This window comes from Hoyosella altamirensis (assembly GCF_014191505.1).
GTDB classification, from domain to species: Bacteria; Actinomycetota; Actinomycetes; order Mycobacteriales; family Mycobacteriaceae; genus Hoyosella; species Hoyosella altamirensis.
Genome location: NZ_JACHWS010000002.1, coordinates 878691 through 894482, shown reverse-complemented (window position 1 = coordinate 894482; position 15792 = coordinate 878691). Strand labels below are relative to the sequence as shown.

At 61.8% G+C, this 15792-nt stretch carries 21 protein-coding genes; 8 read left to right on the top strand and 13 right to left on the bottom strand.

What is annotated here, in order from left to right:
• Window positions 1-55: 55 nt before the first annotated feature.
• Window positions 56-1315: a glutaminase A gene (glsA, locus tag FHU29_RS13005; protein ID WP_064440040.1), complete on the bottom strand. Its 1260-nt coding sequence runs from the start codon at window positions 1313-1315 to the stop codon at window positions 56-58.
• A gap of 89 nt (window positions 1316-1404) precedes the next feature.
• Here glsA and FHU29_RS13000 point away from each other — a divergent pair, with 89 nt between their 5' ends.
• From FHU29_RS13000 to FHU29_RS12990, 3 genes are read left to right on the top strand one after another with little or no spacing between them, the layout of a single operon-like run.
• Window positions 1405-1611, top strand: coding sequence for an antitoxin VbhA family protein (locus tag FHU29_RS13000; protein ID WP_064440039.1), 207 nt, complete (start codon window positions 1405-1407; stop codon window positions 1609-1611).
• Between the two features lie 56 nt (window positions 1612-1667).
• Window positions 1668-2126, top strand: a complete 459-nt coding sequence (locus tag FHU29_RS12995) for a MarR family winged helix-turn-helix transcriptional regulator (RefSeq protein WP_064440104.1) — start codon at window positions 1668-1670, stop codon at window positions 2124-2126.
• Entirely contained in the window at window positions 2123-2521 is a 399-nt protein-coding gene (locus FHU29_RS12990; protein WP_064440038.1) for a DUF5313 family protein, read from the top strand. Before FHU29_RS12995 ends, FHU29_RS12990 begins: the two co-directional genes overlap by 4 nt.
• A gap of 13 nt (window positions 2522-2534) precedes the next feature.
• On the opposite strand, the gene FHU29_RS12985 is transcribed toward FHU29_RS12990, so the two are convergent.
• From FHU29_RS12985 to FHU29_RS12975, 3 genes are read right to left on the bottom strand one after another with little or no spacing between them, the layout of a single operon-like run.
• Entirely contained in the window at window positions 2535-3734 is a 1200-nt protein-coding gene (locus tag FHU29_RS12985; protein ID WP_064440037.1) for an ABC transporter permease, read from the bottom strand.
• Window positions 3731-4621, bottom strand: coding sequence for an ABC transporter ATP-binding protein (locus FHU29_RS12980; protein WP_083962269.1), 891 nt, complete (start codon window positions 4619-4621; stop codon window positions 3731-3733). Before FHU29_RS12980 ends, FHU29_RS12985 begins: the two co-directional genes overlap by 4 nt.
• Window positions 4622-4654: 33 nt before the next feature.
• Window positions 4655-5071, bottom strand: a complete 417-nt coding sequence (locus FHU29_RS12975) for a RidA family protein (protein WP_064440035.1) — start codon at window positions 5069-5071, stop codon at window positions 4655-4657.
• Between the two features lie 33 nt (window positions 5072-5104).
• On the opposite strand from FHU29_RS12975, the gene FHU29_RS12970 reads away from it, so the two are divergent.
• The 3 genes from FHU29_RS12970 (at window position 5105) to FHU29_RS12960 (ending at window position 8146) form a co-directional block, all read left to right on the top strand.
• Window positions 5105-5608 carry a GNAT family N-acetyltransferase gene (locus FHU29_RS12970; protein ID WP_064440103.1) on the top strand — a complete coding sequence of 168 codons (504 nt, stop codon included), beginning with the start codon at window positions 5105-5107 and terminating at the stop codon, window positions 5606-5608.
• A 165-nt stretch (window positions 5609-5773) separates the two neighbouring features.
• Window positions 5774-7570, top strand: a complete 1797-nt coding sequence (locus tag FHU29_RS12965; protein WP_083962268.1) for a penicillin-binding transpeptidase domain-containing protein — start codon at window positions 5774-5776, stop codon at window positions 7568-7570.
• 126 nt (window positions 7571-7696) lie between these two features.
• Window positions 7697-8146: a hypothetical protein gene (locus FHU29_RS12960; protein WP_064440034.1), complete on the top strand. Its 450-nt coding sequence runs from the start codon at window positions 7697-7699 to the stop codon at window positions 8144-8146.
• Window positions 8147-8164: 18 nt separating this feature from the next.
• On the opposite strand, the gene FHU29_RS12955 is transcribed toward FHU29_RS12960, so the two are convergent.
• From FHU29_RS12955 to FHU29_RS12925, 7 genes are all read right to left on the bottom strand, one after another.
• Window positions 8165-8428, bottom strand: a complete 264-nt coding sequence (locus FHU29_RS12955; RefSeq protein ID WP_013809292.1) for a hypothetical protein — start codon at window positions 8426-8428, stop codon at window positions 8165-8167.
• Window positions 8425-9216 (bottom strand): HNH endonuclease family protein, encoded by a 792-nt coding sequence (locus FHU29_RS12950; protein ID WP_064440033.1) that lies wholly within the window; start codon window positions 9214-9216, stop codon window positions 8425-8427. The genes FHU29_RS12955 and FHU29_RS12950 overlap by 4 nt, the downstream gene beginning before the upstream one ends.
• Window positions 9217-9324: 108 nt before the next feature.
• A complete protein-coding gene (locus tag FHU29_RS12945; protein ID WP_198156529.1) occupies window positions 9325-9846 on the bottom strand; it encodes a GNAT family N-acetyltransferase in 522 nt (173 codons plus the stop codon).
• Between the two features lie 41 nt (window positions 9847-9887).
• Entirely contained in the window at window positions 9888-10772 is an 885-nt protein-coding gene (locus FHU29_RS12940) for an alpha/beta fold hydrolase (RefSeq protein WP_064440031.1), read from the bottom strand.
• A gap of 42 nt (window positions 10773-10814) precedes the next feature.
• Window positions 10815-12041 carry an RNA polymerase sigma factor gene (locus tag FHU29_RS12935; RefSeq protein ID WP_064440030.1) on the bottom strand — a complete coding sequence of 409 codons (1227 nt, stop codon included), beginning with the start codon at window positions 12039-12041 and terminating at the stop codon, window positions 10815-10817.
• 16 nt (window positions 12042-12057) lie between these two features.
• Window positions 12058-12480 carry a YciI family protein gene (locus FHU29_RS12930; protein WP_064440029.1) on the bottom strand — a complete coding sequence of 141 codons (423 nt, stop codon included), beginning with the start codon at window positions 12478-12480 and terminating at the stop codon, window positions 12058-12060.
• Between the two features lie 120 nt (window positions 12481-12600).
• Window positions 12601-13278, bottom strand: a complete 678-nt coding sequence (locus FHU29_RS12925; protein ID WP_064440028.1) for a GAP family protein — start codon at window positions 13276-13278, stop codon at window positions 12601-12603.
• Between the two features lie 65 nt (window positions 13279-13343).
• Here FHU29_RS12925 and FHU29_RS23705 point away from each other — a divergent pair, with 65 nt between their 5' ends.
• Window positions 13344-13547 carry a lactate/malate family dehydrogenase gene (locus FHU29_RS23705; RefSeq protein WP_341478974.1) on the top strand — a complete coding sequence of 68 codons (204 nt, stop codon included), beginning with the start codon at window positions 13344-13346 and terminating at the stop codon, window positions 13545-13547.
• Complete coding sequence (locus tag FHU29_RS12920) at window positions 13534-14301, top strand: lactate/malate family dehydrogenase (RefSeq protein ID WP_341478973.1); 768 nt, start codon at window positions 13534-13536, stop codon at window positions 14299-14301. The genes FHU29_RS23705 and FHU29_RS12920 overlap by 14 nt, the downstream gene beginning before the upstream one ends.
• A gap of 25 nt (window positions 14302-14326) precedes the next feature.
• Here the strand turns inward: FHU29_RS12920 and FHU29_RS12915 are convergent, their stop codons facing one another.
• Both FHU29_RS12915 and FHU29_RS12910 read right to left on the bottom strand, forming a co-directional pair.
• Entirely contained in the window at window positions 14327-14698 is a 372-nt protein-coding gene (locus FHU29_RS12915) for a hypothetical protein (RefSeq protein ID WP_064440027.1), read from the bottom strand.
• A complete protein-coding gene (locus FHU29_RS12910) occupies window positions 14695-15792 on the bottom strand; it encodes a serine hydrolase domain-containing protein (protein ID WP_083962267.1) in 1098 nt (365 codons plus the stop codon). The genes FHU29_RS12915 and FHU29_RS12910 overlap by 4 nt, the downstream gene beginning before the upstream one ends.

Below are 15792 nucleotides of genomic sequence, written 5' to 3'. Positions count from 1 at the left end.
CGCACGTAAAGGTAAGTTGAAGAGCTTTGCAACCAAGGTCACATTGCGATGCCGCTCACTGACCGATCAGAGCATCAGCGCTTTCCAACGAATCGACCACTGTCGGCCAGCGCTCGGCATCGTCCTCGGGTGTTCCCAGGACGCCATCGGGATCCACAAGCACTATTGACGCGTGATCCTCTGTCACAAGCCGGCGAACCAGTTCGAACGTCAGGCGGCGCGCTACATCGCTGAAGCCGGTGACGCGGACGAAGTCGAAAATGATCGCGAGGTCCTTTTGTTCGCGCTGCTCAACCTCGCGCACCACGGCTTCAATACCTGCAAACCGCACTGCACCCTGTAGTTGATAGCACAGCGCCGTGCCGCGAACTTCGCTGGCGCGGAACACCGAGCGGCCTATCGGCGGGGTCTCCATCAAATGAAGCTCCATGTCCCGGGACAAATGTTCGAAAAGTTCGACGCCCCGTACGCTGTTGCCGCGGCTATCCACCCGCGGCGAGTAAACGGCGATACCCAACTGGCCAGGCAGGACGCCGATAATGCCGCCAGCGATGCCACTCTTCGCCGGGATTCCGACAGCCGACATCCAGTCCCCGGCGGCGTCATACATGCCGCAGGTCAGCATCACGCTGAGCACCTGACGTACCGTCGCGCGGCTGAGCAGTTTGTCCCCAGAGATGGGCTGCAGGCCACCATTCGCGAACGTCGCAGCCATCAGCGACAGATCACGCGTCGTCACCGAGAAAGCACACTGCCGTGTATAGCCGCGCACCACTTCGGCTGGTTCTTCCTCCAGCACGTCGACTGTGCGCAGCATGTGCCCGATCGCGAGGTTGCGATGCGGCACGTTGTGCTCCGACTCATCAAAGCTAAGTTCCCGGCCCGCAAGCTGACTGAAGTGCCGCCGGATCCGGGCTGTGCGCTCGTCGCAATCAGCACCGGAAACGAGAGCATGTGCTGCTATCGCACCTGCATTGATCATCGCGTTGAATGGGCGTCCGGTTGAGGACTCCAGAGAGATCTCGTTGAACGCATCGCCCGACGGTTCGACACCGATCTTGCGATGTACTGCGTCCTCCCCCGAATCCTCGAGCGCGAGTCCGTAGATGAAGGGTTTGGACATCGACTCGATAGGAAAATGGTTGTCGGCGTCACCGGCGCAATACGTCGCGCCCTCGACCGTGGTTATTGCGATCGCCAGTTGGTCCGGGTCGCACTCCGGGACATTCCGGTACGCATCTTTCACCTCACCACTGTGGTCAGGGGCGTAGCGCTTGAGAACATGCTCGAGATAGTCAGGCACCGGAGACTTCATGGATCTGGTCTACCCCCGTGGCTTCCACCCCAATCCCCGACTCCGCAGCATCTCCCGACGGTAGAATCCACAAGCTGGGGGACTAAAAGATGGCGATAGAGCATTCAATCAGCGCAGCCGAACGCGCCCAGCGAGTGCGCCGCTATGCGGCTGCGCGGCACTCCGCGGAACTCGAGGGCGGTTACATCGCCACCGACAAGCAGCAGCCTTTTGATGACTACGTTGAAGGCCGAATCGACGAAAACGAACTCGTTCGCCGCGTCCGGCAAGCATGCGGCCTTCCCGCCGAGGAGTGAACAGACAGGCGCACGATTAGATCGCGCACAATCTAATCGTGCGCTATGCTATCTGCGTGAGCAACCCCGAAACTGACCCTCTCGCACTCGACCGGCAGGTGTGCTTCGCCTTGGCAGTCGCCAACCGTGGCGTACTCGCTGTCTACCGCCCCCTGCTCGAGCCGATGGGTCTCACACACCCGCAGTACCTTGTGATGCTTGCCCTCTGGGAGCAATCACCACGCACGGTCAAGAGCATCGGGCAGGCGCTCCAGCTGGATTCGACGACGCTATCGCCGCTTCTCAAGCGGCTCCAGGCGGCGGAGCTGATCACGCGGGAACGCAGCAGGGACGACGAGCGGCAACTCGCCGTCACGCTCACCGAAAAGGGCCGGGCGCTACGGGCGGAGGCCGAGAAGATTCCTCCAGCGGTAGTGGGGCGACTAGGAGTCAGCGAGGCTGCGCTCGAAGACCTGCACCGGGCACTCACACACATCAATCAAGCTGCCCTGAAAGCAGGTGCCCTCCCACGATGACAGCAACGCGAAAGCCCGCAAGGAAACGGCCCGGACCCCTCCAGTGGATCGGCTACTCATTCGGGCGGACCCTGCCGCCCTCGATGCATGAGTGGGTACGCAACGACCTCACTGGCGACCACGCGGTGCCCCGCCATCTCATTCGCGGCATGGTCCCATTTCTGCCTTTGTTCGGCGCGGGATTTCTCCTTCCAGGCCCGCTAGCTCTGAGAGGCGGGGTCGTTCTCCTCGGTGTGCTTCTCGCCCTCTTCTATTCCGCTGCCTACATGGAGCCCAACCGCAAAAGGCGGCTCGAACGGCATGGCCTTCCCGCTGACCTGCAAAACGGACGCAAGATCGAGCAGTTTGAAGCTGAGAAAGCGCGGTACCAGCGCCTCTACCGGTCTGATACATGAGACGTGTGAAGTGTCAGCCGCGCAACGCCTTCACCCACGAAATTCGAGACCCGGTCGTCAGCACCGTCCGCTGATAGATCCGTGCTGCGAGAATCGACGCGACCAGGCAGGCAATCACCATGACCGCGATTGAACCTGCTAATTCGAGAGGCGACGTCACCCCCGCAGCGGTCCGAACCGGCATCACGAACGCGGAGAACGGCGGGATCCACGCCAGCACATTGCTCAACATTCCTTCTGGGTTGAAAATCGCGGGAATGCTGATGCCGAAGCACGCCATGAGGATGATCATCAGCGGTGATGCAGCTTGCTGCATCTCCTCCTGACGCGAAACCAGCGAACCCGCAGCCGCGTAGAGCGTCGCGAAGAACACGAAACCGAGTACTACCCAGATGACGGTGGCAGCGAAGACCGATAGTGCCGTCGTCGTCACGGTGAGCAAGCCAAGCAGCTGAGCGGCCACGATGCCGACGACGCCGTATGTCACCACGCTCAGCAGCGCGACAGCGCCGATTCCGAGGATCTTGCCCCACAGCAGCTGCAGCGGCCGAATAGTCGAGAGAAGCAGTTCGACGATCCGGCTCGACTTCTCCTCGGTCACGCCCATCGCCACATACATGCCGTATCCCATGACAGTGCCGAAAAGCAGGTACAACGCCACCCAGGACATGATGATCCGCTCACCACGCTCTGGATCCGGCTGGGCGATTGTTTCCACGGAAACCTGGGCGGTGTCGACTGCACTTTGCAACGCCACAGCATCAACGCCCTGCGCGCCTAAGGCTTGATCCAGCGCAAGGGCCGAGACCGCGGTCTCGAGGATGGTGCGCAGCATTGGATCTGGCTCGTCGTCACTCACGATCGTGTAACTGCCATCGGCGTTGGCCAGCAGTGCGGCCTCGACATCGCCCGATTCGACCAGCGCTCGAGCCTCATCATCGGACGTGGCTTCCTCGACCTCGACGGGTACCTCCATCGCGGTTGCCGTCTCACCGATCACCTGCGCCAACTGTGGCGCATCGCCAGTCAGCGCAATGTGAGATGGCTCCGCTTCCCCGTCGCCCCGAAAGATTGAGAACGCAACTAGAGCGCCCACAATGATGGCGACCGTCACCAGAGTGCCTACGACAAATGATTTCGTTCGAACCTGCGCCAGGAATTCTCTGCGGAATACGAGCCATATGACATTGCGGGACTGATTCTTTCCGGTCATTCGGAAACCACCTCTCGGAAGAGCTCGGTCAACGTCGGGCGATGCGCCGCAAAGTGCCGTACCGGACCGTGAGCCAGCGCGGCCTCAAGTACCGACTGGTCGTCGACATGATCCTCGAGTTCCAGCAAAGTCACCGCATTTCCGTTGGATGACAGCAGCCGAACCCCCGGAATCTGCTCGGCCCACATTGTCGGGGCGTTCGGTGCGCTAACAGCGAGTTGACGCTTTCCCCGCGCACGCAATTCCTCGACTGAGCCGATAGCTCGCATCTCACCACGAACGATGATGCCTACCCGGTCACATAGGCGCTCCACGAGATCCAGCTGGTGACTCGAAAAAACCACGGGCGCACCGAGTCGTGCCTTCTCGCGAAGCACCTCACTCATCACGTCGACAGCAACCGGGTCAAGACCGGAGAACGGCTCATCGAGAACCAGAACTACCGGGTCGTGAACGAGCGCCGCCGCGAGCTGTACACGCTGTTGGTTACCTAGACTCAGTTCCTGAACATCGCGACCTCGTTTGTCTTCAAGACCGAGACGGTCCGTCCAGCGTTCCATACTGAGGAAAGCCTCTTTGCGGGTCATCCCATGGAGTTCAGCCAGGAACGCCAATTGGTCGGCCACTTTCATTTTCGGGTAGAGGCCGCGTTCCTCCGGCATGTATCCGATCGTCTTCCGGGTGGCGAAATCGATGGGCCGGCCGTCGAGTCGCACTTCGCCGGAATCCGCAGTCAGCACCCCTAGCGCGATGCGCATGGTGGTTGATTTTCCTGCCCCGTTGCTGCCAACGAACCCAAGGATCTCCCCTGGGCGAACGTCAAATGTGACGTTCCGCAGCGCGGTGATGTCGCCATACTTTTTGCACAACCCGTCAATCTCAAGCATCAGACCCCTCTTCCGCTATGTAGCTCCCGCAGTTCAGGCGTTCGGTTCGCGAATTGCCGCGATCGCCTCGATCTCGACGAGTTGGTCGTCATATCCGAGGACCGTGACGCCAAACAACGTGCTCGGTACGTCATGGTCGCCGAACGCGTCCCGCACCACTTCCCAGGCGGTGACTAGGTCCGTCTGGGATGAGGACGCGACAAGCACACGAGTACGAATGACGTCCGCCATCGACGCACCCGCCTCAGCCAGCGCGACCTTCATGTTCTCGATCGATTTCGCTGCCTGGCCAGCGTAGTCGCCAATTGCGGCGGTCGTGCCGTCAGCGTTGAGAGGGCACGCGCCCGCAAGAAAGACCAGCCGAGCGTCAGCCGGAGCAGTTGCCGCATAGGCATATTCGGCAATATCGGACAATGAGGAAGAGCGAATCAAAGTCACAGCAGAAGGCATACTTCACTCAAGCACATGTGAGGGGTGGTGAACATGATTCGGCCAGCCCGCCGAGCTGACTTTTCGGTCTTGCAGGAGATTGAACGAGCCGCGGGGTTCGCATTCGCGGACATCGGCATGAGGGCAGTGGCCGACGATGACCCGCCTTCCCTCGACGAGTTGCTGCGGTACCAATCGGTGGGCCGCGCCTGGGTCAATACCGATGATCGGGACGTTCCGGTCGCCTATCTCATCGCTGATGTCGTCGACGGCTGCGCTCACATTGAGCAGGTCTCCGTCCACCCTGATCATGCAGGCCAGAAGCTTGGCAGACAGCTGATCGAGTACGTGGCGGATTGGGCGCGAAAGGCGGGGCTCTCCACGCTGACGCTCACCACGTTCACTGAGGTTCCCTGGAACGGTCCGTACTATCGGAAACTCGGATTCCGTTACCTCGACGATCGGGAACTCAGTCCAGGTTTGCGCGAAATCAGACGCACGGAAACTATGCGCGGTCTCGACCGCTGGCCACGCGCCTGTATGCGTCGGGATCTATAAGGCTCCTCCTCGGCGCCGCGAGGTATGCCCACACGTCTGAGATATCGCCGGACGCCACCCTAAGCAGGCTCTAGCAAGGGGATAGCCTTGTCTCGGTCGACGTCTCGGCATATCTCAGACGCCTGCGCACTCGACACCAGCAAGATCGCGTGGTGCGATGGCTCTATGCGCGCACCGCGACTGAACTCTTCGCTGCACATTCGTCTCCGCCCCAGGCTTGCTCTCGCGGCTGGCCTCGCGCTCGTCATGATCAGCGCCACCTCCTGCGGGCTCTTCACGGACGAGCGGCGCGACACCCTCGAGGCGTTCGCCGAAGCCGTGAACGCCGGCGACGTCGAAACGGCAGCAGCCATGACGACCGACCCGGACTCCGCTGCCGAAGCCATCCAGGCCAGCCTTGACGGAATGGTCACGGCAGGCAGGACCATGAGTATCGGCATCGAAGAAGACGACGCGCAGACAGTGACCGTGTGGGACCTCGGGGAGGGGCGTATCGCAGAAACTGTCGGCGAGGCCGACTTCGCAGAAACCGCGGAGGGCATGCGCCTGGTGTGGTCACCCCAGCTCATCGATACCAGGCTCGAACCTGGGGGCCACCTTGTCTACTCGGATCTCCTCGACTACGACACCCCGGTCGTGGACCGCAACGATGTGCCAGTCATGACTTGGCAGACCGTCACTGTGGTCACGCTGGCAGCCGGAGCGGAGGCAAGCGCAGATTCAGTCGCGTCTGCCGTGTCGGATGCGGCGCCGACGATTACCGGGAGCTCCATCCGTGAGGGAATGGCCGAAGCTGAGGGGCAAAGCTATGCCGTGGTTACGCTCAGGGAGGACGCGGCAGCACCGATCCGTGACCAACTCGCCGCGATAGAGGGTGTGCAGCTCAGCGAGCAGGGTCGGCTGCTGACAGAGGACCGGGCACTCACAACACCCGTCCTGCGTGGCCTGCCTGACGCGTGGGAAGAGACACTGCGTGCCGAGCAAGGCTGGTCCGTCATCGCGAGAAATCCTGACTCGTTTGAACGCATCGCCGGGGAGGATGCGGGTGTGGTCGCCAACGTGCCTACCTCCCTGGACCTGGAATACCAGCAAGCCGCACAGGCTGCCGTCGACAGTGAAGGCCAGCCAGCGGCAATCGTCGCGATCGAGCCTTCTACCGGCGGAATCCTCGCGGTGGCACAAAACTCCGCCGCAGACTCGCAGGGTCCGATCTCCCTGACCGGGCTATACGCACCCGGATCAACATTCAAGATCGTCACGACCTCCGCGGCGCTCAACGCCGGCGTTACGTCCCCCGACGAATTGCTGGCGTGCCCTGGTGAAGCGACAATCGAAGGCCGCACCATCCCCAATGATGAAGGCTTCGACCTGGGGCAAGTACCGCTACATACGGCGTTCGCGCGGTCATGCAACACCACGCAAGGAATACTTGCCGTCCAGTTGGAGCCTGAAGCGCTGACACAGACTGCTGAATCACTCGGCCTGGGAGTGGATTTCGACATCCCAGGGCTCACTACAGTCACGGGCAGCGTACCCACCACCGAAAGTGGTCCCGCGCGCGTCGAGGCTGCGATCGGGCAAGGGCAAGTACTCGCGAGTCCCTTCGGGATGGCAGTCGCTGTCGCATCGCTCGCCAACGACGGCACCATGATCATGCCTGGCCTCCTCGAGAATGATGAGACGACGGGGGATGCAGAGCCCGCCGCGCTCCCGATGAGCGTCGTCGACGCTATCCGCGAAATGATGCGCGAAACCGTCAGCAGCGGAACCGCCACCGCGCTCGCCGACATTGCCGGCCTCGGCGGAAAAACTGGAACCGCAGAAGTTGGCGGTGCCGCTTCCAACGGCTGGTTCGTTGGAATCGCCGGGGACGTCGCTTTTGCTACGTTCGTCGAGGGCGGAGACTCTTCCGCACCTGCTGTCGCGGCGTCTGGACGATTCCTCCGGGCCGTGGCGCAATAGCTACCGTCGGCGCACCGCAGATGAGCGTGAGAACGGCGGATCCCGTCACCGGCCGCGTGCTAGGGTAAGTCCCCGCTAGCGCATCGCAGCTTTTGGTCACGACATATGTACAGCGAAGGAGTCGTGATGGCACGGTTTCTGCCCCAGGCTCTATCCGATGCGCTCAGCAGACCCAGTCGGACAATCCGGGAATTCCAGGATGTTCGGGAGGAAGTCGACGCCACGCTTGGCGAGGTCAAACACACGATGGGCGACGTCGCGCAAACCTTGGCTGAAGTCGACAAACTCATGACTGACGTGGGCCGGACACTGCAGAACGTCGACACGACCCTCACCGGGATCGGCAGGACTCTGAGTAGCGTGCTCGGCAACGTGGACACGACGCTCACTGAATCGTCCGCAACGCTCAGTGACGTCAAGAAACTGCTCTCCCGGCTGGATGAGGAGCGAGAAGTACTGCGCAAAGTTCCGGAACTCACTGCGAAATTCGGGGAACTCGACGCAATCGCGAAGGAAGTCCGCGAGATCCATTCAGCTGTCCTGAACCAGCAACAGAACCAGGAAGACGGCTGCTAACAGACTGCCCAGGCAGTCTCACGCCTCGAACGGGATGGTATTGCCTGCCGCGTCTACGGCTCCTTTGTTGGCGTCGATCGCGTTCGCGAGTTCGTCGATACTGTCCCAGGTGCGCGGCGGCCGTCCGTCGAGGTTGCCAATAGTCAGCCAAGTTGCGTTGTTGCGGTAGCGCACCAGGCCGTGGCCGTCCCCGTCGAGCTGAACGTCGAGTTCGCCGGAGATCGAACCTTCCTCGTCAGTCATCACCACAACTTTGCCGGGAACGGGAACGCACTCGCTCATTCAAGCTCTCTCTTCGTGATGCATTCTGTCGCTGCACTTCTCAGCGCACTGTGTTCGTCAGGATCTACCGTCAGGCCGTATTTGACCTTGACCTGCGTGTAGCGCTCAACGTACTCGCAACGGAAGTTTCCCGGCGGCAAATACGTCGACGGATCCTGATCACCTTTCGACCGGTTTGCTGAGGGGTCCGAAATCACCACGTTCAGCGCGTCATTCGCGATCAGCGTTCGCGTCTCCAGATCCATTTCGCTTGCACCCGAACGCCATGCCTCACCGAGGGCAACAATGTGTTCCGCATCGACATCGGAAGAGTTGGTCATCCACTTGTAGTCCCGCAACTCGCCAGTTCCCCGGTCGATCACCCCGTACTGATCTAACCACCCGCCACCTGGGCCGACGGCGAAGTCACACGTGTCCGGATCGAGGGTGACGTCGCCGGTAGCGTCGCGCAGGAGGACCGCATCACGGGAGGTACAGCGCCCTTCGATGGCGGTGTAAGTGGCGCCGAACCCGAATCGCGGGTCCAGGCGTTCCCAGTGGGGGAAGTCGCTTCGGTCGTAGTCGGCCATGGTCGATTCAGCAGCCATCTCGAGCTCGCTGATGAGGGCCAGGACTCCCCGATCATCGGGATAGTGTGGGGGTGCTTCCTCCGGCGTGAGGCTTCCGGTATCGGTGAAATCGAACCACTCGCCCAGCGTGTCCTCGAAGCTTGACGGCTGGCAAGCGACAACTCCCAGGGCAGCCGCTCCAACAACAGCTCCGACAGTCCAGCGTGCAGATACGGCCACAACAACCCCTCATTCTGAAATAGCTTGCTGGAGTTGATTATTCAGGTGTGCGGGCGGATCTCCAAAGGGCTGCTACTTGAGGGAGTCGAGGAGCTGGCAACCGTGTGCTCAGCTAATCGCCTGCGGTGGCTCGTCCCCGTGATCCGTGAGAGCCACCTGAAACCAAGCAACATCGTGCCAAGCGCCGTTTTTCCATCCGATCCGCTTGTACACACCGACCTGCTCGAAACCCATCGCCGTGTGAACGCCCACGCTGGCGTCGTTCGGAAGTGCCACGCCCGCTACTGCCGTGCGGTAGCCGCGGGCTGCCAGTCGCGCGAAAAGCTCGCGATAAAGCAGGCGGCCCCCTCCTGTGCGGCGCCGCCCCATCTGCATGTAAATACTCACCTCGCACGACCATCGATAAGCAGCGCGCGCCTTGTGCGAACCCCCATGTGCGTAGCCGACCACGACGCCGTCATCTTCCAGGACAATCCACGCATACTCATCGCGGGCGCTCACGATGCGCGCCGCCATGTCAGCAACGGACGGGGCCTCAGTCTCGAAAGAAACCGCCGTTTCGGTGACATATGGCGCGTAGATCGCAGCGCACGCTGCGGCGTCCGCAGCGGTGGCATCGCGGATCACCAACCTCGATATCCCCATGTCGTCAATATTTGCACGGACTGAGCTCACAAACGCGCCGCCAAGACGTCACGAAGGGTGCGCGCGAATGCTTCCGGCTCTCCCGTCATGCCATACTCGCCACCGAGAAAACCAGCGTGATGGCTGGGGAACACAGCTAGTTCGGTCCCAAGTCGATGGGCAAGCGCAGCGGCAGCACGCGCAGCGAACTCACCCCTGGATTCCTCACCAGCGGCCACGATGATCTTCGCGGGGTGGTTTGCTAGCGCTTCGAAGTCAGGTACATATCCGCAGCAGCCTCGAAGGTTCTGTCCCACAAGGGGATCGTCGCGGGCGCCATCATCTTCCGTCGGCAAACCGAAGTCCGCGGCGCTGGGACTTGGCTCGTCCAGGTACGAGGGCGCAAGCTCACCCTTCCTGCCAGTCAGAGCGATAAACTTCGCCATCGCAGGGCCACTGCCAGCGCGCTGATAGGTGCGGTAGATGTCCTCGCATACCGCCAGTACGACGTCGCTATCAGGCACCACAGTCGCGAGCGGCGGTTCGTGCGCAACGAGCGTGCGCACATCATCTGGATGTTCGGTAACCAGCTTGAGCGCATTCACAGCGCCGCCGCTACTCGCGAAGATATCCACTGGTCCGGCACCCAATTCATCAATCAGACGGTGCAAGTCATCCGCGTGGGTTTCGGGCGTCAGTTCACCAGTTCCGTCTGTACGGCGGCTCCGGCCGGTTCCCCTGGGGTCGTACGTCACAACAGCGCGTTCCTCGAAATGCGACGCGAGGGTAACGAAACCCGACGCATCCATGGGTGAACCTGCGAGTAGGAGCACCCTGTCGGCAGCATCGCGTTCGGGCAGTTCACCCCGGATGTCGTAGTGCAGCACTGCGCCTGGGACATCGAGGGTTTGGGTTGTCGGTGTTCTGACCATGTCATGTAGACCGGACGAACACACGATTTTCATCGGCTCTGGTCACAGCGCCTCGGCTTTTGCCAGGAGGACGGCGCGCTGCCGCTCATTGGTCACATGCCCGGCCGCCGTGGTGAGTTCAGCGCGCGCCTCAGTGATCCGCCCAAGCTTCGCGAGCAGCTCCCCGCGCACACTGGGAAGCAAGTGTGAGCCGCGCAGCGCACCCGCCGCGGCGAGGCGGTCGACAATCTGCAGCGCTGCCGCGGGCCCGTCGGTCATCGATACCGCGACCGCGCGGTTGAGCTCCACCACTGGACTGGAGGTGAGTTCACCCAGCGCCTCGTACAGAAGCACAATGCGCTCCCAATCGGTGTCGTTAATACTCGCCGCGTGGGCGTGGCACTGCGCGATCGACGCTTGGAGTGCGTAGTTGCCGCGTCCCCGGCCAAGGGCATCACACCGCGCGAGGGCAGCGTCACCGCGCGCGATCTGGGCGTGGTCCCAACGGGTGCGGTCTTGGTCAGCGAGCAGCACCGGCGATCCGCCTGGCCCAGTGCGGGCCGCGAACCGTGACGCCTGAAACTCCATCAGTGCGACGAGGCCATGCACCTCGGGCTCTCCCGGGGCAAGCTCGGCGAGAACACGCCCGAGCCGGAGCGCCTCGTTGGCAAGATCTGAGCGAATCCAGCGGTCACCGGCCGTCGCAGCGTACCCCTCGGTGAAGATCAGATAAATGACGTTTAGCACTCCGCTAAACCGCCCTGGCCAGTCGTCAGGATCCGGGACCTCGAACGGCACTCTGGCCGCCGTCAGCGTTTTCTTCGCCCTGACGATTCGCTGCTGCATCGTGGGAATGCCAACGAAGAACATCCGCGCGATTTCCTCGCTGGTCAGGCCACCGACAACGCGGAGAGTCAACGCTACCTGTGCGTCGCGCCCGAGAACCGGATGGCACGCGGTGAAGATGAGCCGCAGGACGTCATCGTCAATCGGCTCCCACTCCTCGCTGATGTGCGCTTCGAGGTCACGAGCGATCGCGCGGTAGCGTTCATCGAGCCGGTCACGCCGACGCCAGGTGTCGATTGCCTTGCGTTTCGCTACAGCGGTGAGCCACGCCCCGGCATTTCGGGGTACGCCCGACTCAGGCCACTGGACGAGCGCGTCGGCCACAGCTTCCTGTGCGAGGTCCTCAGCGAGACTGACATCTCCGACCATCCGCGCGATTACGGCGACCACTCGCGCCCCCTCGATGCGCCAGATCGCATCGAGGGTTCGGCGAATTTCAGTCATCTCGCAGCTCGCTTAATCAGTTGGTGCCGAGTTCTTCCCGCCATCCAGCTTCTTTCTGGATGTACTCGTTGTCGGAGAAGTCTTCGAAATCGCTTTCATCCGTGACTCGACGGACCTCGAGTTTCGTCCCGGGGCCCAGCGGGCAGCGTTTGGCCCATTCCACAGCCTCTTCCTTCGACGATGCCCGAATGAGCCAGAAACCGTTGAAGAGTTCGTGCGTCTCACCGTACGGACCGTCAGTCACGATGGGTTCCTCAGAGGAGAAGTCAACGACGAACCCTTCTTCAGCCCCGGAAAGCCCCTCACCACCAAGCAGCACTCCTGCCTTCATCATGGATTCGTTGTAGGCGCCCATCGCATTGATGATCTCTTCGAACGGCATGTCCTTCGACGCTTCGATGGCCGCATCGGTGGATCGGATAATCAGCATGTATTTCATCGTCGTTCCCTTTGCTCTCTGAGGTGCCCTCTTGGCTCCTTCTACTCTGACGTCGACTGGGAAACGAGTGGATCGACATTCCCGCAAAATTTCTCCAAAATTTGCCGGCCGGTGCTCAAATCACAGCAAATGCTGGTAGTTCATCGCTGCATCGGCCAGTAGTGCCGTACCCGCAACCAGAAACACGACACGTACCGCCCGTGGTCCGTAGCGAGTCACGAAACGAATGACCGCCAGGTACCGACGTCGGGCAGCGGTTGTTGAACGAGTCGCCATGACGAGGACAACCGCTGGCGGAATCAAAGCGACCAGGCAGTACACGACAACGATGAGTGGCCACCACCCCGGCAGCGGCTGGTGAGCCACAATCATTCCTAATCCCGCAAGGTACGGAACCGCCGTGGGGGCTTGAGCCATGCCGATCGCGACACCGACGCCGAGGAGGAGTAAGGGGTTTCGGCGAAGCCTCGCCGTCCATTCTGGGGGCTTTCGTTCCGAAGCCGGCAGCAGCGCAATGACGATCAGTACGACGCCCACCAATAACTCGGCCCAGTAGCGCATCGTTGGGGTGAAGCTGACCTCAAAGTGGTCAGCCAGGAAACTCACGCCCAGCACAGTCAGAAGACCAAAGGCAGTAGTGACCATGAAAACGCCGAGCAGAAAACCGACCCCACCTGGGACTGGCGACCTGCGGGCGAGGCGTGCATCGTAGACAATCGCGGCCGTCGCCCCCACCAACAGAACGTCGAGGGAATCGAGGAGCGAAAACCCCAGTAGCGCCAGCAACAGCGTCGTCATCAGGTTGCCAGCCTACCCCGGGCGCAGAGATTGATTCGCAGCGTGAGACTGCGACAATGATCCGAATGGGCGTGGTAGAGAATTCAAAGCTAGCCGTTGTCGGTGCAGGCAGTGTCGGGACCAGCCTCGCGTATGCGGCGCTGATCCGCGGTTCGGCGCGACACGTCGCGCTATACGACATCAATGAGGCGAAGGTCGCTGCGGAGGTGCTGGACCTCGCGCATGGCACCCAATTCACTGGCGTGAGCGAAGTCGTTGGCTCCCAATGACATCACCACTGTCGAAGGCGCGCACGTTGTCGTCATTACAGCGGGCGCTAAACAGCATTCGGGGCAGACTCGCCTCGACCTCGCCGCGACGAACGTTCGCCTGCTTGAGCGGCTCATGCCTGACCTTGTTCAGCACGCACCTGACGCGTTCTATGTACTCGTGACAAATCCGTGCGACGTGCTCACTGTCGCGGCACAGCGGATGTCTGGGCTTCCCCCGCATCGAGTGTTCTCATCTGGGACGGTTCTCGATACGTCACGCCTGCGGAGGCTACTTGCCGACCGTGCCGGTATTTCGACTGCAAGCGTGCACGCCTACATTGCAGGTGAGCACGGCGATACAGGATTCCCGGTGTGGTCGAATGCAAGAATCGGTTCCGTCCCCATCTTCGATTGGCGCAGCCCAGAGGGCGCTCCGCCGTTCACAGCTGAGGAACTCGATCGCATCGCGATCGATGTCCGTGACGCCGCGTACACAGTGATCAGAGGGAAGGGCGCGACGAACTACGCGATCGGTCTCGCGGGGGCACGCATCGTCGAGGCACTGCTCAGGGATGAGCACGCTATCCTGCCCGTAAGTACAGTCTTGCGTGGTCTGTACGGCGTCGACGGCGTCGCGTTGTCTGTCCCTTCGATAGTCAGCGCGGCAGGCGCGATCCCTGTCACTGAAACACCCTTCGCAACGAATGAATACGCGCTGCTCCATCGATCCGCCGACACTCTAGCGGCCTCGCTCCGGACGCTCGGTCTCTAGCAGGCTGCGCACTCGCTGCCCGTCGTTACATAACGAGGGCCACGATGGCCGCACCTCCTAGAAGGTAAAACGCGGACTGCATGATCCGGCGCCGAGGCCTGGCATCGCGGCCAGGTCGCTGACTCGCATCCCATGGTGTTTGCGGCCAGCGCAGGACAGCCCCAGCGATGCCCACACCGATCAGCCCACACCCGGCAACCCACAGCCACGATGCCAGGCCTTGCGGCATGACAATGGCACGCGCGACCGCAAGCAGCACTACTGCATCAACCACAGCGCTGACGAGGGCAAACCTGTCCCGGGCGGCGAGACCTCCGGCGGTCCACGTCTTTGCAAGAAGGGCCACAAGAAAGAGCACGACGACGACCGCGATGACGACATCGGCGACTGGCTTCATCGTTCAGCCCTCACAACCATGCGCGCTTCGTCGAGTAGCTCCCACCCGGCATCGTCAACGAACCCTCCTGTAGCTGACAACAGCGCAACACCGACGTTGTTTTCTCTATCGACAGCGATAAACGCAGAGAACCCACTTGTGGCGCCGTTGTGCCACACCACCGTGTCACCAGCATCAGTTGTCGTGGTGATCCATCCCCATCCGATTTCATCCTCGCCCAACTGTTCGCGGGGCTCGAGCGCATCTAAGCCCGGCGTGGTGCCCTCGAGGAGTGCGGTCAGCAAGCCAGCCATGTCACCGATGCCGGCACGCAGTCCGCCAGCGGGCGCTAATGCCTCGCCCGCCCAGGGGGTGACCATGCGTCCTGCTTGATCCTCCCCTGGAAGATCCTTGCGATCGAGGTCGTCCATGCTGGTCGGCACGGTTGCCCGGGTCATTCCCGCAGGAGTGAGGATTCGCTCGGTCACTAGGTCTGGATAGTCCTGCCCAGCTGCCGCAGCGAGTGCCGCGCCAAGCACTTCAAAGCCGAGGTTGGAGTACGTCTCCGGTGGCATATCAGGATCGATGGTCCTGACCTGTTCAAGACGGCCGCCGACGCTGGCCGAATAGGGGAAAGCGCCTGTCCAGGTCGCCCACGAATTACGGAGATACTGACCGAACCCTGGCACCTGAACGGGGAGACCCGATCGGTGCGTGGCGAGTTCAGCCAGAGTGATGCTGGCAGCTGGAGTGCCCACGAGTTCGGGGAGAACTGATCCGGCAGTGGTTCCGGGCGTCACGTCGCCGCGGCTGATGGCGTCCGCGAGAAGTAAACCCGTGATCCCTTTGCTAATCGAACCCACTTCGAATCGATCATCGAGCTCCGCGCCTACACTTGTCACTCTCTGCCCAGACGGCGTCACCACCGCCGCGGCGAGTGCGCGGTGCCCGGAGCCAGCAATCTCCCGGACGAGGCTGGCGAGCTCCCGGTCCCCGTGTGGCTCGTCGGGAAGCGTCGATGGCGCGGGCCGCACGTACACGCCCAGCATGAGCGCCGCCGCGGTAATGGTCACAACCAGGGCAGCTGCGCTCCACCGTGCGCGAATGATGGACAT

Bases quoted from the DNA above. Each gene is read 5' to 3' on its own strand.
- glsA (WP_064440040.1), bottom strand. From the start codon at position 1,315: ATGAAGTCTCCGGTGCCTGACTATCTCGAGCATGTTCTCAAGCGCTAC.
- FHU29_RS13000 (WP_064440039.1), top strand. From the start codon at position 1,405: ATGGCGATAGAGCATTCAATCAGCGCAGCCGAACGCGCCCAGCGAGTG.
- FHU29_RS12990 (WP_064440038.1), top strand. From the start codon at position 2,123: ATGACAGCAACGCGAAAGCCCGCAAGGAAACGGCCCGGACCCCTCCAG.
- FHU29_RS12985 (WP_064440037.1), bottom strand. From the start codon at position 3,734: ATGACCGGAAAGAATCAGTCCCGCAATGTCATATGGCTCGTATTCCGC.
- FHU29_RS12980 (WP_083962269.1), bottom strand. From the start codon at position 4,621: ATGCTTGAGATTGACGGGTTGTGCAAAAAGTATGGCGACATCACCGCG.
- FHU29_RS12975 (WP_064440035.1), bottom strand. From the start codon at position 5,071: ATGCCTTCTGCTGTGACTTTGATTCGCTCTTCCTCATTGTCCGATATT.
- FHU29_RS12970 (WP_064440103.1), top strand. From the start codon at position 5,105: ATGATTCGGCCAGCCCGCCGAGCTGACTTTTCGGTCTTGCAGGAGATT.
- FHU29_RS12965 (WP_083962268.1), top strand. From the start codon at position 5,774: ATGCGCGCACCGCGACTGAACTCTTCGCTGCACATTCGTCTCCGCCCC.
- FHU29_RS12960 (WP_064440034.1), top strand. From the start codon at position 7,697: ATGGCACGGTTTCTGCCCCAGGCTCTATCCGATGCGCTCAGCAGACCC.
- FHU29_RS12955 (WP_013809292.1), bottom strand. From the start codon at position 8,428: ATGAGCGAGTGCGTTCCCGTTCCCGGCAAAGTTGTGGTGATGACTGAC.
- FHU29_RS12940 (WP_064440031.1), bottom strand. From the start codon at position 10,772: ATGGTCAGAACACCGACAACCCAAACCCTCGATGTCCCAGGCGCAGTG.
- FHU29_RS12935 (WP_064440030.1), bottom strand. From the start codon at position 12,041: ATGACTGAAATTCGCCGAACCCTCGATGCGATCTGGCGCATCGAGGGG.
- FHU29_RS12930 (WP_064440029.1), bottom strand. From the start codon at position 12,480: ATGAAATACATGCTGATTATCCGATCCACCGATGCGGCCATCGAAGCG.
- FHU29_RS12925 (WP_064440028.1), bottom strand. From the start codon at position 13,278: ATGACGACGCTGTTGCTGGCGCTACTGGGGTTTTCGCTCCTCGATTCC.
- FHU29_RS23705 (WP_341478974.1), top strand. From the start codon at position 13,344: ATGGGCGTGGTAGAGAATTCAAAGCTAGCCGTTGTCGGTGCAGGCAGT.
- FHU29_RS12915 (WP_064440027.1), bottom strand. From the start codon at position 14,698: ATGAAGCCAGTCGCCGATGTCGTCATCGCGGTCGTCGTCGTGCTCTTT.
- FHU29_RS12910 (WP_083962267.1), bottom strand. From the start codon at position 15,792: ATGTCCATCATTCGCGCACGGTGGAGCGCAGCTGCCCTGGTTGTGACC.